Source organism: Pseudomonas sp. p99-361, assembly GCF_003935475.1.
In the GTDB taxonomy this organism is placed as follows: domain Bacteria; phylum Pseudomonadota; class Gammaproteobacteria; order Pseudomonadales; family Pseudomonadaceae; genus Aquipseudomonas; species Aquipseudomonas juntendi.
Window position 1 is genome coordinate 26728 of record NZ_RHQO01000043.1, and the last position, 16049, is coordinate 42776.

General features: G+C 64.0%; 14 protein-coding genes. 11 read left to right on the plus strand and 3 right to left on the minus strand.

Translation table 11 applies throughout. The features are described 5' to 3' along the window. Positions 1-238: 238 nt before the first annotated feature. A complete protein-coding gene (locus EGJ22_RS18020) occupies positions 239-2227 on the minus strand; it encodes a hybrid sensor histidine kinase/response regulator (RefSeq protein WP_064314557.1) in 1989 nt (662 codons plus the stop codon). A gap of 265 nt (positions 2228-2492) precedes the next feature. Between EGJ22_RS18020 and EGJ22_RS18025 the strand changes: the two genes are divergently transcribed. From EGJ22_RS18025 to lnt, 8 genes are all read left to right on the plus strand, one after another. Next, positions 2493-3290, plus strand: a complete 798-nt coding sequence (locus EGJ22_RS18025) for a hydroxymethylpyrimidine/phosphomethylpyrimidine kinase (protein WP_029884760.1) — start codon at positions 2493-2495, stop codon at positions 3288-3290. A gap of 13 nt (positions 3291-3303) precedes the next feature. Next, the gene (thiE, locus tag EGJ22_RS18030) at positions 3304-3927 is read left to right on the plus strand and encodes a thiamine phosphate synthase (protein ID WP_029884759.1); all 624 of its coding nucleotides are present in this window, start codon (positions 3304-3306) and stop codon (positions 3925-3927) included. A gap of 14 nt (positions 3928-3941) precedes the next feature. Beyond that, positions 3942-5225 (plus strand): glutamate-1-semialdehyde 2,1-aminomutase, encoded by a 1284-nt coding sequence (gene hemL / locus EGJ22_RS18035; protein WP_125920329.1) that lies wholly within the window; start codon positions 3942-3944, stop codon positions 5223-5225. 195 nt (positions 5226-5420) lie between these two features. Next, the gene (locus EGJ22_RS18040; protein WP_029884758.1) at positions 5421-5966 is read left to right on the plus strand and encodes a tetratricopeptide repeat protein; all 546 of its coding nucleotides are present in this window, start codon (positions 5421-5423) and stop codon (positions 5964-5966) included. A 137-nt stretch (positions 5967-6103) separates the two neighbouring features. Continuing rightward, positions 6104-7102 carry a PhoH family protein gene (locus tag EGJ22_RS18045; protein ID WP_009685398.1) on the plus strand — a complete coding sequence of 333 codons (999 nt, stop codon included), beginning with the start codon at positions 6104-6106 and terminating at the stop codon, positions 7100-7102. Beyond that, positions 7095-7568, plus strand: coding sequence for an rRNA maturation RNase YbeY (ybeY, locus tag EGJ22_RS18050; protein WP_029884757.1), 474 nt, complete (start codon positions 7095-7097; stop codon positions 7566-7568). Before EGJ22_RS18045 ends, ybeY begins: the two co-directional genes overlap by 8 nt. A 25-nt stretch (positions 7569-7593) precedes the next feature. Then, complete coding sequence (locus EGJ22_RS18055) at positions 7594-8433, plus strand: HlyC/CorC family transporter (protein ID WP_009685396.1); 840 nt, start codon at positions 7594-7596, stop codon at positions 8431-8433. 8 nt (positions 8434-8441) lie between these two features. Continuing rightward, on the plus strand, positions 8442-9959 hold the full coding sequence (gene lnt, locus EGJ22_RS18060; protein WP_009685395.1) for an apolipoprotein N-acyltransferase: 1518 nt from the start codon (positions 8442-8444) through the stop codon (positions 9957-9959). Positions 9960-10111: 152 nt separating this feature from the next. Here the strand turns inward: lnt and EGJ22_RS18065 are convergent, their stop codons facing one another. Together EGJ22_RS18065 and EGJ22_RS18070 are read right to left on the minus strand one after the other, a co-directional pair. Beyond that, on the minus strand, positions 10112-10873 hold the full coding sequence (locus tag EGJ22_RS18065) for a YdcF family protein (protein WP_029884756.1): 762 nt from the start codon (positions 10871-10873) through the stop codon (positions 10112-10114). A 135-nt stretch (positions 10874-11008) separates the two neighbouring features. After that, positions 11009-11323 (minus strand): hypothetical protein, encoded by a 315-nt coding sequence (locus EGJ22_RS18070; protein WP_009685393.1) that lies wholly within the window; start codon positions 11321-11323, stop codon positions 11009-11011. A 227-nt stretch (positions 11324-11550) separates the two neighbouring features. On the opposite strand from EGJ22_RS18070, the gene leuS reads away from it, so the two are divergent. The 3 genes from leuS to holA all read left to right on the plus strand — a co-directional run bounded on the left by leuS (position 11551) and on the right by holA (position 15901). Then, positions 11551-14157: a leucine--tRNA ligase gene (gene leuS / locus EGJ22_RS18075; RefSeq protein ID WP_029884755.1), complete on the plus strand. Its 2607-nt coding sequence runs from the start codon at positions 11551-11553 to the stop codon at positions 14155-14157. Positions 14158-14218: 61 nt separating this feature from the next. Further along, the gene (gene lptE, locus EGJ22_RS18080) at positions 14219-14824 is read left to right on the plus strand and encodes an LPS assembly lipoprotein LptE (RefSeq protein ID WP_009685391.1); all 606 of its coding nucleotides are present in this window, start codon (positions 14219-14221) and stop codon (positions 14822-14824) included. Between the two features lie 39 nt (positions 14825-14863). Next, the gene (holA, locus tag EGJ22_RS18085; protein WP_064314556.1) at positions 14864-15901 is read left to right on the plus strand and encodes a DNA polymerase III subunit delta; all 1038 of its coding nucleotides are present in this window, start codon (positions 14864-14866) and stop codon (positions 15899-15901) included. Positions 15902-16049 lie beyond the last annotated feature (148 nt).

The following is a 16049-nucleotide window of genomic DNA, read 5'->3' on the forward strand; positions in this document are numbered from 1 at the left end:
GGGGGCTCCTGGATCCGGGTAGGCTTGAAAAACCCAGTGAAGCACTGCCTGCGGGGTTGGCAAAGTGGCATTCGTGACTAAAGGTGTGGGGGTGGGGGCATGGGTTGCAGATGCATGTCTTGAGCCTGCATCTGGGCTGGCAGGTGTTCGCCATAAGATCTGCGGCGCGGGTGAGGTCGAGCGCCGAAGCGTTCGCCTCGACACATTCAGCGCCTGCGAGATCGAGCGCCGCCCCCCCTCAAACCGAACGACGCTTCTGCAAGATACCCACCGGCACCTGCCCCTGCGAAACCGCCATATTCAAACTCAACTCAAACCGGCTCCCCAACCCGCGCGTCGACTCATGCGCCAACCGCGCACCCAGCAACTCGCCCATCTGCCGGCAGATCGACAGCCCGATCCCCAACCCGCCATAGCGGCGGGTCATCGAGCCATCTACCTGGAAGAACCGCTGATACAACGTCGCCTGGTCCAGGTCATCGAAGCCGATACCGCTGTCGCTGACAGTGAAGGTCAGCGCCATGTCATCCGGCCCCACCCGGCGCCCGCGCACCTGGATCACCACGCCGCCCTGATGGGTGAACTTCAACCCGTTATCCACCAGGCACCCCAGGCAACGCGCCAGCTTGGGCCCGTCACCCAGTAACCCATCCGGCAAATCGGCCGGGATATCCAGGCTCAGGTACAGGCCCTTGGCCAATGCCTGGCCGGCATAACCGGCGCGCAGGCTCTGCAACAAAGTACGCAGGCTGAACGGCGCCGGCTGCACCCGCAGGCGCCCCGCTTGCAGCTCGGACAGCGTAAGGATGGCATCGACCATGTCCATCATGCCCTGCGCCGAACCGACCGCTGTACGGTGGTACTGGGCCATCTCGCCTTCCATCGGCAAGGTATGCATCAACTCCAGCGAGCCAATCACCCCGTTCATCGGCGTGCGCAGTTCATGGGTCACACTGGCCAGAAATTCGTCCTTCAACCGGTTGCTCCTGGCCAACTGCAGATTCAGTTGTTCCAGCGTACGGCCGGTTTCACGCAAGGCCTGCGCCTGCTGCTCGCGCAGGATGTTGATGCGGTCGGCCAGCGCCAGCGACAGCAGCGCCACCTCCAATGCCGAACCCAGCTGGCTGGCATACATGGTGATGAACAGGTTCGGCAGGTAGCCCAGCACCATCAGGGTATTGACTAGGCCACCAAGCAGAAACGCCGTCCACGCAATGATGAACCAACGCGCCAGGCGCAACCCCCGCCACCAGGCATACAGCCCGGCGCTGAACACGCTGACGGTGAACAGCAGCGCCAGCAGGGTGGCCACGCGCAGGGCCACCCCGTAGGCCATGCTCACGGCCAGCACCATGACCACCACGCCCCCCAGCATCAACAGTTGCAACAGCCGATCGAAGCCCCGGCTGATACTGCCAAGCTGCAGGAAGTGGCGGGCGAACTGGCAGGCGAACAGCGCGGCAGCACCGATGCTCAGCGGTGTCGCGGCATTCGCCCACCATGGGCTGTCCGGCCAGAAGTAGGCTACACCGGCGCCATTCACCGACACTTGGTATAGGCCGAACGAGGCGATATAGAGGATGTAGTAGAGGTAGCTGACGTCGCGCACGCTGAGGTAGATGAACAGGTTGTACACCAGCATCACCAGCAGCACGCCATAAATCATGCCCAGCACATACAGGCGGGTCGGTTGCGCCTCGATGTAGGCCTCGGGGGCCCATAGCGCCAGCGGCGCCTGCACCGAGCCCTGGCTATGCAGCCGCAGGTAAGCGGTAGTCACCTGGCCAGGCGGCAGCGGCAGCTCGAACAGATAATTGCTCTGGCGCACCTGCCGGCTGTCGTAGGGCAAGGCATCGCCGGTGCGCTGGGCCAGGCGGTAGCCGCCATTGCCATCGGCCAGGTACAGCTCCAGATGATCCAGGGGCGGGTAGGCCAGTTCCAGCAGCCACTGCCGGGGCGCAGCACCGGGCGCCGCAACCGGGCGCAACTCGACCTTGAGCCAGAAAACCGAAGTGGAATAACCGGCGTTCAGCACCTCATCTGGGTGGGGGCGGAAGTATCTGGCGAAGTCCGGGGCGCTGACTTGGGCGATGCTGCTACTGCCATCCGGGTCCTCATAAACCTGCATGACCTTGCCCAGCGGCAGGTGCCGGGTAGCCTCGTCGAAATCGACTGCGCCGGCCAGCACGGGCAGCATCCCCAGAAGCACAATCAGCAAATAGCGCATACAGCCCCAGCCTGGTCTGTGCAGTCGCGTCGCGGTTGCCTCCCATCCGTTTGAGACGACGTGATCCAGCAGAGTCCATTTGTCGAGTTATCCAAGCACTCTAGCATAGCTGTAACCGCTGGCAATCGGCCATGCCAAAACGCGAACAAAGGCTTCTAAATCAATAGCTTGATGGAAGATGCAAGCCATAAGCTGACCATTCGATCAGTAAATCCGGTTTGTCGGACGATTCTCCCAAACAGGTTTGGTGGTAAGCTCGCCGACCATGAATACCTACAGCTCCCGCCCCGTTGTCCTCTGTCTCTCCGGCCACGACCCAAGTGGCGGCGCCGGCCTGCAGGCAGATATCGAAGCCCTGCTCGCCCAAGGCTGTCACGCTGCACCCGCCGTGACTGCCCTGACCGTGCAGGATACCGTCAATGTTTCCGACTTCCGGGTACTCGACCGCGAGTGGGTGCTGGCCCAGGCTAACGCCGTACTGGCCGACTCCACGGTTGCCGCGGTCAAGCTGGGCATGCTTGGCTCGATCGACATGGTCGACACCGTGGCCGAGCTGCTGGCCGCCCACCCGCACCTGCCGCTGGTCTGCGACCCGGTGCTGCGCGCCGGCGGCGGCGGCCGCCTGGGCAAGGATGAAGTAGGCTATGCCCTGCGCGAACGCCTGCTGCCGCTGGCGACCATCGCCACGCCGAACCTGCCTGAAGCACGCATTCTCGCCGAACTGCCCGAGGGCAGCGCCGATGCGTGTGCCGAGAAGCTCTTGCCGTTCTGCAAGCACCTGCTGATTACCGGCGGGCACGGCGACGAAGACGAAATCCACAACCGCCTGTACACCCAGAACGGCCAGCAATACACCTGGACCTGCCAGCGCCTGCCAGGCAGCTACCATGGCTCGGGCTGCACCCTGGCCAGCGCCCTGGCCGGCCGCCTGGCCCTGGGCGAGCAGCTGGAAAGTGCCGTACGCAGCGCCCTCGACTACACCTGGCGCACCCTGCGTGACGCCGAGCAGCTGGGCAAAGGCCAGTACGTGCCGCGCCGCCTGCCCCTGGACTTCTGCGCTTGAAACGAGGCTTTCCATGAAGCTACGTGGCCTGTATGCCATTACCGACAGTCAACTGCTTGCCAGCCGTTTCCTGTCTTATGTCGAAGCGGCGCTGGAAGGCGGCGTGTGCCTGCTGCAATACCGCGACAAAAGCGACGACGCAGCGCGCCGGCTGCGTGAAGCCGAAGCGCTGATGAAGCTGTGCGAGCGCTATGGCACGCGGCTGCTGATCAACGACGACGCCGAACTGGCCGCGCGCCTGGGCGTCGGCGTGCACCTGGGCCAGACCGACGGCCCGCTGACCCCGGCCCGGGCCCTGCTCGGCCGCCAGGCGATCATCGGTTCCACCTGCCACGCCAGCCTCGCGCTGGCCGCCCAGGCCGCCGAGGAAGGTGCCAGCTACGTGGCCTTCGGCCGCTTCTTCAACTCCGTGACCAAGCCCGGCGCGCCTGCCGCCAGTACCGACCTGCTGGAGCAGGCTCGCGCCCAGGTAAAGCTGCCGATCGCGGTGATCGGCGGCATTACCCTCGACAACGCCGCCCCGCTGGTCGACCATGGCGCCGACCTGCTGGCGGTGATCCACGGCCTGTTCGGTGCCGACAGCGCGCAGGAAGTTACCCGCCGCGCCCGCGCCTTCAACGCCTTGTTCGCATCCTGATTCGAGAGATTCCCATGTCCCGTTCCGAAGCCCTGTTCGCCCAAGCCCAGAAGCACATCCCCGGCGGCGTCAACTCGCCGGTCCGCGCTTTCAAAAGCGTTGGCGGTACGCCGCTGTTCTTCAAGCATGCCGAGGGCGCCTACGTCGTTGACGAGGACGACAAGCGCTATGTCGATTACGTCGGCTCCTGGGGCCCGATGATCCTCGGCCACGGCCACCCCGAGGTGCTGGAGTCGGTGCGCAGGCAGCTGCAGCACGGGCTGTCCTACGGTGCGCCAACGGCCATGGAAACCGAAATGGCCGACCTGGTCTGCTCGATCGTGCCGTCGATGGAAATGGTGCGCATGGTCAGCTCGGGCACCGAAGCCACCATGAGCGCCATCCGCCTGGCCCGTGGCTACACCGGCCGCGATGCCATCATCAAGTTCGAAGGCTGCTACCACGGCCACTCGGACAGCCTGCTGGTAAAAGCCGGCTCCGGCCTGCTGACCCAGGGCGTCCCCAGCTCGGCGGGCGTGCCAGCCGACTTCGCCAAGCACACCCTGACCCTGCCGTTCAACGACATCGCTGCCGTCGAGAAGACCCTGGCCGAAGTTGGCCAGACCGTGGCCTGCATCATTGTCGAGCCAGTGGCCGGCAACATGAACTGCGTGCCACCGGCCCCGGGCTTCCTCGAAGGGCTGCGCGAGCAGTGCGACAAGCATGGCGTGGTGCTGATCTTCGACGAAGTGATGACTGGCTTCCGCGTTTCCCTGGGTGGCGCCCAGGGCCATTACGGCATCACCCCGGACCTGTCCACCTTCGGCAAGATCGTCGGCGGCGGCATGCCGGTCGGCTGCTTCGGCGGCAAGCGTGAAATCATGGGCTGCATCGCCCCGCTGGGCCCGGTCTACCAGGCCGGCACCCTGTCGGGTAACCCGCTGGCCATGGCCGCCGGCCTGACCACCCTGAAGCTGATCAGCCGCCCCGGCTTCCACGCCGAGCTGACCGACTACACCAGCCGCATGCTCGACGGCCTGCAACAGCGCGCCGATGCCGCCGGGGTGCCGTTCGTCACCACCCAGGCCGGTGCCATGTTCGGCCTGTACTTCAGCGGTGCCGACGATATCGTCACCTTCGATGACGTGAAGGCCAGCGATGCCGAGCGCTTCAAGCGCTTCTTCCACCTGATGCTCGACGGTGGCGTGTACCTGGCACCGAGCGCGTTCGAGGCAGGCTTCACCTCCATCGCCCATGGCGACAAGGAGTTGCAGATCACCCTGGATGCGGCTGAAAAGGCGTTTGCTGCCCTGAAGTGATGCTTTGCCTGTACCGGGATCTTCGCGGGCTCACCCGCAAAGAGGCCGGTACAGGCAACAATTATTCATGCACAATCAGCTGACTTCCCCAACCAAGCAGAAATTCGAGTAAAACTTTGTAAGGTTGGCGCTGCTTATCCCATAATGTGCCACCAGAGACATTGGCCGCAGCTTTGCAGAGGTAAGTCGATCCCCATGAACCGCACCGGCCGCGCCCTGACCCTGGGCTGCCTGTTGCTTCTTCAGCCCCTGCTGGCCCTGGCGGAGGGCGGTAACTCGTTGCTCATTCCGGCAACGGGGCGCTGCACCTTGAACGTTCAGCCTGAAGACCTGGCAAACGCCCTCAAGGCCTGCGAGCAGACCGCCAGCGCGGGGGACGCCCAGGCGCAGTTCGAACTGGGCGAGTACTACTACACGCAAACTCCCAAGAACCTGAACAAAGCCCTGGACTGGTTCCAGAAAGCCTCGCTGCAAGGCCAGGCCGATGCCCAGTATCGCCTGGGGGCCATGTTCTTCCATGGCGAAGGGGTCAAGGCCAACAATGTGCAGGCGTACATCCTGTTGAAAATGGCCGCGGTCAACGGTGCCGAAGACGCGCTGGACATGGCCGACGAAGTCACCGAGCAAATGCCTCGCGACGACCTGGAGCATGCCACCCAGGTGCTCGGCCAGATTTTCCGCAAATACCTGCTGGAACTGCAGAACGCCGAAGGGCGCACGCCGTTCTCGCCGTTGCCCTGACCGCCAGTACGCCAGCATGGGTACACGCGCCTTGTGCAGGGCGAACATACCCTTGATCGTTTCAGTGCTTTCGCCACTGCCATTCAAGGGTTATTCTTGAGTTCAACTCCATTGCCGTCGAGCGGCTAAAAACGACCTTGAACGCACCCATAGAACCCCATCGTTTCATCCTCGAACCATTCGAGGCCAACCGTTTCGCCAACTTGTGCGGCCAGTTCGACGAGCACCTGCGCCTGATCGAACAGCGCCTGGCCATCGAAATCCGCAACCGTGGCAATCAGTTCGAACTGATCGGCGAACCCAAGACAACCTCTGCGGCCGAACAGCTGCTGCGCCGTCTCTACCGTGAGACCAAGGCCACTGACCTGTCGCCGGAAACCGTGCACCTGTACCTGCAGGAGTCGGCCGTCGAGCACATCGACAACCCGGCCGTCAACGAAGTCAGCGTGTCGCTGCGCACCCGCAAGGGCAATATTCGCCCGCGCGGTCTGAACCAGCAGCGCTACGTCAAGGAAATCCTCGCCAACGACATCAACTTCGGCATCGGCCCGGCCGGTACCGGCAAGACGTACCTGGCAGTGGCCTGCGCCGTGGATGCACTGGAGCGCGAGCAGGTGCGCCGTATCCTGCTGGTACGCCCGGCGGTCGAGGCAGGCGAAAAGCTTGGCTTCCTGCCTGGCGACCTGGCGCAGAAGATCGACCCGTACCTGCGCCCGCTGTATGACGCCTTGTACGAAATGCTCGGCTTCGAGCACGTGGCCAAGCTGATCGAGCGCCAGGTCATCGAGATCGCCCCGCTGGCGTACATGCGCGGCCGCACCCTGAACAACAGCTTCATCATCCTCGACGAAAGCCAGAACACCACGCTCGAGCAGATGAAAATGTTCCTGACCCGCATCGGCTTCGGCTCTACCGCGGTGATCACCGGCGACATCACCCAGGTCGACCTGCCCCGTGGCACCAAGTCGGGCCTGGCACACGTCATCGAAGTATTGCGGGACGTGCCGGGTATCAGTTTCACCCACTTCCAGCCCAAAGACGTGGTTCGACATCCACTGGTGCAGCGTATCGTCGAAGCCTATGACCGCTTCGATGCCCGCCAGGCCAAGCCTGAGGCACCCGGCAAAGATGCTTGAACTCGACATTCAACGGGCCACCGATACCGCTGCCCCGGGCGACGATGACTTCCGCCGTTGGTGTGAGCTGGCCTTGCGCCAGCGCAGCGCCGACTCGGAAATGACCATTCGCCTGGTCGACGAAGCCGAAGGCCGTGAGCTGAACCACACCTACCGGCACAAGGACTACGCGACCAACGTGCTGTCGTTCCCTGCCGATGTACCCGATGACCTGCTCGATATCCCGCTACTGGGCGACCTGGTCATCTGCGTGGCGGTGGTGGAGCGCGAAGCGGCCGAACAAGGCAAGGCGCTGAACGCGCATTGGGCCCACCTGGTCATCCACGGCTGCCTGCACCTGCTTGGCTACGACCACATCGACGATGAGGAAGCCGAGGAGATGGAAGGCCTGGAACGAGAATTGCTGGCAGAACTGGGTCACCCCGACCCCTATGCCGATGATGAAACCGACACCCTCACACACTGATACACGAAGGATCACGAGAACCGCCATGAGCGAAGATCGATCGAGCAACGGGCAGAAGTCCTGGCTGGGTAAACTGACCCAGGCTTTTGCCCATGAGCCGAAAAACCGCCAGGAGCTGCTGGAGCTGCTGCGCGAAGCCCATCAGAACAAACTGCTGGACAGCGAGGCGCTGACCATTGTCGAAGGCGCCATCCAGGTCGCCGACCTGCAGGTGCGCGACATCATGGTTCCGCGCTCGCAGATGATCAGCATCAAGGCCAGCCAGTCGCCGCGCGAATTCCTGCCGGCGGTGATCGACGCCGCGCACTCGCGCTACCCGGTGATCGGCGAAAGCCATGACGATGTGCTCGGGATCCTGCTCGCCAAGGACCTGCTGCCGCTCATCCTCAAAGAGAACGGCGACAGCTTCAATATCAAGGACCTGCTGCGCCCGGCCACCTTCGTGCCCGAGTCCAAGCGCCTGAACGTGCTGTTGCGCGAGTTCCGTGCCAACCACAACCACATGGCCGTGGTCATCGACGAATATGGCGGCGTGGCCGGCCTGGTCACCATCGAGGATGTGCTGGAGCAGATCGTTGGCGATATCGAGGACGAGCACGATGTCGAGGAAGACAGCTACATCAAGCCGCTGCCCAGCGGTGACTTCCTGGTCAAGGCGCTGACCCCGATCGAAAACTTCAACGAGTTCTTCGACAGCGAGTTCTCCGATGACGAGTTCGACACCGTCGGCGGCCTGGTGATGAGTGCCTTTGGCCACCTGCCCAAGCGTAACGAAACCACCGAGATCGGCGCCTACAAGTTCCGTATTCTCAACGCCGACAGCCGGCGGATACATTTGCTGCGCCTGACCCCGATCAACCGTTAAGGACAAACATGCGTTGGATCACCCGCCCCGGCTGGCCCGGTAACCTGCTGGCCCTGGCGGCCGGCGCATCCACCCTCCTGGCCCTGGCACCGTTCGATATCTGGCCGCTGGCCTTGCTATCGATTGCCCTGCTCTACCTGGGCCTGCGCGAGCTCAGCCCGCGCCAGGCCATGTGGCGTGGCTGGTGGTTCGGGTTTGGGTTGTACGGCGCGGGCACCTGGTGGATCTACGTCAGCATGACCACCTACGGCGGCGCCTCGCCGTTGCTGGCGATCGTGCTGTTGTTGGCATTTTTTGCCGCCCTGGCGTGGTTCTTCGCCCTGCCCACCTGGTTGTGGGCGCGCTGGTTGCGGCGCAACGAAGCGCCGCTGGCCGACGCCTTGTGTTTCGCCGCCCTGTGGCTGCTGCAGGAAGCTTTCCGCGGCTGGTTCCTGACCGGTTTTCCCTGGCTCTACGCCGGTTACAGCCAGCTCGACGGGCCGTTGGCAGGCCTTGCCCCGCTGGGTGGCGTATGGCTGGTTTCCTTCGCCCTGGCCCTCACTGCCGCCCTGCTGTGCAACTTGCACCGCCTGCGCGCGCGCCCTTCGTTCCTGGCCATTGCCGCGGTGCTGTTGCTGGCGCCCTGGGCCCTGGGCCTGGCACTCAAAGGCCATGCCTGGACCAAGCCGGCTGGCGACCCGCTGAAAGTGGCGGCCATACAGGGCAACGTCGAACAGGACCTGAAATGGGACCCGGCGCACATCGATGCACAACTGGCGCTGTACCGTGACCTGAGCTTCAGTTCCAAGCCAGTGGACCTGCTGGTGTGGCCCGAAACCGCGGTACCGGTGCTCAAGGACCAGGCCCAGGGCTACATCGATGTGATGGGCCGCTTTGCCGCCGAGCGGCATTCGGCGCTGATCACCGGCGTACCGGTACGCGAAGAGGTGCATCACCAGCGCCGCTACTACAACGGTATCACGGTGGCCGGCGAAGGCGATGGCACCTACCTCAAGCAGAAACTGGTGCCGTTTGGCGAGTATGTGCCGCTGCAGGACATGCTGCGTGGCGCCATCGAGTTCTTCAACCTGCCCATGTCGGACTTTGCCCGCGGCCCGGAAGACCAGCCACTGCTGCAGGCCAAGGGTTACCAGATTGCCCCGTACATCTGCTACGAAGTGGTCTACCCGGAATTCGCAGCAGGGCTGGCGGCGCGTAGCGACCTGCTGCTGACCATCAGCAACGACACCTGGTTCGGCACCTCGATCGGCCCGCTGCAGCACCTGCAGATGGCGCAGATGCGTGCGTTGGAAGCCGGCCGCTGGATGATCCGCGCCACCAACAATGGTGTGACCGCGCTGATCGACCCGTTCGGCCGTATCACCACGCAGGTACCACAATTCCAGCAGGCGGTAATGTATGGCGAAGTGGTGCCGATGCAGCAGCTCACGCCTTACCTGCAATGGCGTTCGTGGCCGCTGGCGATTGTCTGCGTGCTGCTGCTGGGCTGGGCATTGCTGGCCGGGCGCATAGCCAAGACCGTCTAACTGGCATTACGCGGTCCCTGTAGGAGCGGCCTTGCGTCGCGATGGGCTGCAAAGCAGCCCCGGCAATCTTGAGATAGAGCTGAGATCCGGGGCTGCTGCGCAGCCCATCGCGACACAAGGCCGCTCCTACAAGGAACCGCGCAAACCTGAATTCAATAGAACACCCGGTACCCCACCAGCCCCACCACCTCATTAAGCAACTGCCCGCTCTGCCACATCGCCCGGCTTTCCGGCAGCAACCCGCCGAACGGCCGCGCATGCTCGCGCCCAAGGAACCCCACCGGCGCCGGCACCACCTCGAACCCCGCCTGTTCAAAGCTCCAGCGCGAGCGCTGCATGTGCCAGGCCTGGGTGACCACCACCACACGGCGAATCCCCAGCGGCTGCAGCACCTTGGCCGACAGCTGGGCGTTCTCCCAGGTCGTGCGGCTGGCCTCTTCGCGCCACCTCACCTCGACCGCGAAATCCTCACGCAGGCGATCGGCCATCAACTGCGCCTCGCTCGGCGGCGTGCCGTAGTGCAGCCCGCCACTGGTCAGCACCGGCAAACCCGAAGCCTTGGCCAGCCGCGCGGCAAAGCGCATGCGCTCCAGCGCCGTGGCGGTAGGCTGGTCACCACCGCCCCACGCGGGGTCACCCCGTTCGCGCCCCGCGCCCAGTACCACAATGGCATCTGCCCGGCTGGCCAGCCTCGCCCAGTCGCTGACGGCCAGTGGCGGCTCGGTCTCCAGCCCCCGGGCCGTTTCCTGCACCACCAGCGGCAAGCTCATCAGCCACAAGCCACCCAGCCCCACGCCAAAACACAGCGCCGCCAGCCGTGGCCGGCGCGCACGCCACCACCATGCGGCAAGCAGCAACAGGAACAAGATGCCCGGCGGCATCAGCCATTGTTTGATGAAAAATCGTATGGGCATCGGCCACACCTCCTTGGCAGGCGTGCAGCCTAAAAGGATCGGCACCGGTCAACAAGGTAGGGCCAGTGCCGATCGCAAGCTGTATGAATGATGAATGACCGTGGCGCGATGGCCTGCGCCGGGCGCCCTGAACGACTAGCGCTGGCGCAGCGTTCTGGAACTGGCCGCAGTGGCAGCGCGCTTCTGGTCCTTGAGCCAGATAATCTTGGCTGATGCCGGCTCCGCTTGTGGGTAACTGCCGACAGCAGCATTACGGCGCCCCGGAAGGGCTTCCAGGTAGGCCTTGATCACTTCGAACTCTGCGTGGCTGAGGCCACGCAACTCCAGCTCGGCTGGCATCTCGTCGCGCAATCGCACAGAGGTCCTGGCGCTTTCGAGTGCCAGGCCAAGCCGGTCGATCAGGCGCTCGTAAAGCTCCGGTCTGATTGCGGGTAGCTGCGTCTCTCCCATCCGTTCACCTCATTGAAGATAAGAATATCTCCCCCCACACCAGAGCTTAGCGTCGTTGCGAAAAGCAGCCGGGTGCAGCGACCAGCGGCCATTCGCAACGAAGGTTTCCCACGATACGCAGCGCTGCTGTATGCTACGGCGTTCACTCTAAATGACACCGGAGTGCCGGACGCAGCGAGGTTCCGCTGCCTGGAACAAGGTCTCTTCCCTCTCAGCAAAAAGTAGCCATGCACGAACAATACACGCCCCGTGATATCGAAGCCGCCGCCCAGAACTTCTGGGACGAGCAACAATCGTTCGCTGTTACCGAACAGCCAGGCAAGGACACCTACTACTGCCTGTCGATGTTCCCGTACCCGAGCGGCAAGCTACACATGGGCCACGTGCGCAACTACACCATCGGTGACGTGATTGCCCGCTACCAGCGCATGCTGGGCAAGAACGTGCTGCAGCCGATGGGCTGGGACGCTTTCGGCATGCCCGCGGAAAACGCGGCGATGAAGAACAACGTCGCCCCGGCCAAGTGGACGTACGAAAACATCGAGTACATGAAGACCCAGCTAAAGAGCCTGGGCCTGGCCATCGACTGGGCACGTGAAGTGACCACCTGCAAGCCTGACTACTACCGTTGGGAGCAGTGGCTGTTCACCCGCCTGTTCGAGAAAGGCATCATCTACCGCAAGAACGGTACCGTGAACTGGGACCCGGCAGACCAGACCGTACTGGCCAACGAGCAGGTCATCGACGGCCGCGGCTGGCGTTCCGGCGCGCTGATCGAAAAGCGCGAAATCCCGATGTACTACTTCCGCATCACCGACTACGCCGACGAGCTGCTGGAAAGCCTCGACGAACTGCCGGGCTGGCCTGAGCAGGTCAAGACCATGCAGCGCAACTGGATCGGCAAGTCACGCGGCATGGAAGTCCAGTTCCCCTACGACCAGGCCAGCATCGGCCACGCCGGCACGCTCAAGGTCTTCACCACCCGCCCCGACACGCTGATGGGTGCCACCTACGTCGCCGTCGCCGCCGAGCACCCGCTGGCCACCCAGGCTGCCCAGGGCAACCCGGCGCTGCAGGCGTTCATCGAAGAATGCAAGGCCGGCAGCGTTGCCGAAGCCGACATGGCCACCCAGGAGAAGAAGGGCATGGCCACTTCCCTGCTGGTGGAGCACCCGCTGACGGGCGAGAGGCTACCGGTCTGGGTCGCCAACTACGTGCTCATGCACTATGGCGATGGCGCGGTAATGGCGGTGCCGGCTCACGACGAGCGCGACTTCGAGTTCGCCCACAAGTACAACCTGCCGGTCAAGGCCGTAGTACGCACCAGCGCCGGCGATGAAGTCGGCAACGAGTGGCAGGACGCCTATGGCGAGCACGGGCAACTGATCAACTCCGCCGAGTTCGACGGCCTGGACTTTGCCGGCGCCTTCGACGCCATCGAAGCAGCCCTGATCCGCAAGGACCTGGGCAAATCGCGCACCCAGTTCCGCCTGCGCGACTGGGGTATCAGCCGCCAGCGCTACTGGGGTTGCCCGATCCCGATCATCCACTGCCCGTCCTGCGGCGACGTGCCCGTGCCAGAAGACCAGTTGCCGGTGACCCTGCCGGAGAACGTGGTGCCCGATGGTGCCGGCTCGCCACTGGCGCGCATGCCAGAATTCTACGAGTGCAGCTGCCCGAAATGCGGCGCTGCGGCCAAGCGCGAAACCGACACCATGGACACCTTCGTCGAGTCGTCCTGGTACTTCGCCCGCTACGCCTCGCCGAACTACGAAGGTGGCATGGTCAACCCGAAAGCAGCCAACCACTGGCTGCCGGTCGACCAGTACATCGGCGGTATCGAACACGCCATCCTGCACCTGCTGTATGCGCGCTTCTTCCACAAGCTGATGCGTGACGAAGGCCTGGTCACCTCGAACGAGCCGTTCAAGAACCTGCTGACCCAGGGTATGGTCGTGGCCGAAACCTACTACCGCGTTGCCAGCAACGGCGGCAAGGACTGGTTCAACCCGGCCGATGTCGAGATCGAACGCGATGCCAAGGCCAAGATCATTGGCGCACGCCTGAAGACCGACGGCCTGCCGGTGGAAATCGGCGGCACCGAGAAGATGTCCAAGTCGAAGAACAACGGCGTCGATCCCCAGTCGATGATCGACCAGTACGGCGCCGATACCTGCCGCCTGTTCATGATGTTCGCCTCGCCACCTGACGCGAGCCTGGAATGGTCCGACTCCGGCGTCGAAGGCGCCAGCCGCTTCCTGCGCCGCGTCTGGCGCCTGGCCCAGGCACACGTCGCCCAAGGCCTGCCGGGCAAGCTGGATGTCGCCGCCCTGGACGACGCACAGAAGGTCATTCGCCGCGCCATTCACGCCGCCATCAAGCAGGCCAGCACCGACGTCGGCCAGTTCCACAAATTCAACACCGCCATCGCCCAGGTAATGACCGTGATGAACGTGCTGGAAAAAGCCCCGCAAGCCACGGCGCAAGACCGTGCCTTGCTGCACGAAGGCCTGGAAGCCGTGACCCTGCTGCTGGCGCCGATCACCCCGCACATCTCCCACGAGCTGTGGAAGCAGCTGGGCCATGATCAGGCCGTGATCGACGCTGGCTGGCCAGCAGTCGACGAAGCCGCGCTGGTGCAGGACACCGTCACACTGGTGGTGCAGGTCAACGGCAAACTGCGTGGGCAGGTCGAAATGCCGGCCGCCGCCAGCCGCGAAGAAATCGAAGCCGCCGCGCGCAGCAACGAGAACGTCCTGCGCTTCATCGACGGCCTGGCCATTCGCAAGGTCATCGTGGTACCGGGCAAGCTGGTCAACATCGTCGCCAACTGATGGCAACGCCCGCCCGCAGCCACTGCGGGCGGGCGGAACAGGCCCACAAGGGAGCAACAACATGATCAAACGCAATTTGCTGGTAATTGGCCTGGCGGTCATGCTCAGCGCCTGCGGTTTCCAGCTGCGCGGTACTGGCACCAACGAGCTGAGCATCAAGGAAATGGACGTCAGTGCGCGTGACGCGTACGGGCCTACCGTGACCGAACTGCGCCAGGTGCTCAAGAACAGCGGCGTCAATGTGCACACCGGTGCGCCGTACCGCCTGGTATTGACCAACGAACAGCAGCGCGAGCGCTCGGCCAGCTACAACAGCGGTAACCGCACTGCCGAGTACGAGCTGACCACCCAGCTCAACTACAGCATCCAGGGCTTGAACAACCTTGAACTGCTGAGTGACAAGCTGGAAGTGCGCAAGGTGTATGTGCGCGATGCCTCGAACATCACCGGTTCCGAGCAGGAAGCGGCCCGTTCCCGCCTGGAAATGCGCCGTGACCTGGTCAACGCCATGGTCGTGCGCCTGCAGCAACTGACCCCAGCCCAGCTGGACGAGCTGCAGCAAAAAGCCGATCAGCGTGCCCAGGCTGAAGCGGCCGCCCTTGAGGCCGCACGCCGCCAGCAGGCGGAAACGCCGCAGCAGTCGCCCCTGGAAGTACCGGGCAACTAAGCCCGTGCGGGGTGCCTTCGGGTGCCCCGCCTACTGCCCATGAAGCTCGCCCCCGCCCAACTCAACAAGCAGCTGCAAGGCGCCTTGGCCCCCGTCTACGTGGTCAGCGGTGACGACCCGCTGCTGTGCCAGGAAGCCGCCGACGCCATCCGCCAAGCTGCGCGCCAGCAAGGTTTCGACGAGCGCCAGGTTTTCAGTGCCGACGCCAACTTCGACTGGGGCACCCTGCTCCAGGCCGGCGCCAGCCTGTCCCTGTTCGCCCAGCGGCGCTTGCTGGAACTTCGCCTGCCCTCGGGCAAGCCGGGTGACAAGGGCGCCGCAGCGCTGATGGAATACTGCGCCAATCCCGCCGAAGACACCTTGCTGCTGGTCAGCCTGCCCAAGCTCGACGGCAGCGCGCAGAAGACCAAGTGGGGCAAGGCCTTGATCGAAGGTGCCCACTGCCAGTTCATCCAGATCTGGCCGGTGGATGCGCACCAACTGCCGCAATGGATCAACCAGCGCCTGCAGCAGGCCGGCCTGTCGGCGCAGCGTGACGCTGTCGACCTGATTGCCGCGCGCGTAGAAGGCAACCTGCTGGCTGCCGCGCAGGAAATCGAAAAGCTCAAGCTGTTGGCCGAAGGCAACCAAATCACCGTCGAAACCGTGCAGTCGGCTGTCGCTGACAGCGCCCGGTTCAACGTTTTCGGGCTGGTAGACGCCATTCTCAACGGTGAAGCTGCACATGCCCTGCGCATGCTCGAAGGCTTGCGCGGTGAGGGGGTCGAGCCCCCGGTGGTTCTCTGGGCGCTGGCGCGTGAGCTGCGCCAGCTCGCCGGGCTGGCCCAGCAATTCAGCCAGGGCGTGCCGCTGGACAAGGCGTTCAGCCAGGCGCGCCCACCGGTCTGGGATAAGCGCCGGCCGTTGGTCAGCAAGGCCCTACAGCGCCTCTCGGCGCAGCGCTGGGCGCAACTGCTGCAGGATGCCCAGCGTATCGATGCGCAAATCAAGGGCCAGGCCGAGGGCTCGCCGTGGACGGGCCTGGCGCGGTTGGCATTGTTGATGGCGGGTCAGCGCCTGGCGCTACCCCCTCTATAACGGTCACAGGCCCTATCGCTGGCAAGCCAGCCACAGGGTGCGCGTCAGGGCTGTCGGTGTCTGCCACAAGTTATGCAGCGCCTGTGAGATCGAGCGCCGCCCGCGCGGCGCAATCGCGAGCTGCGCTCGCTCCTACGTTTGTTTCGGG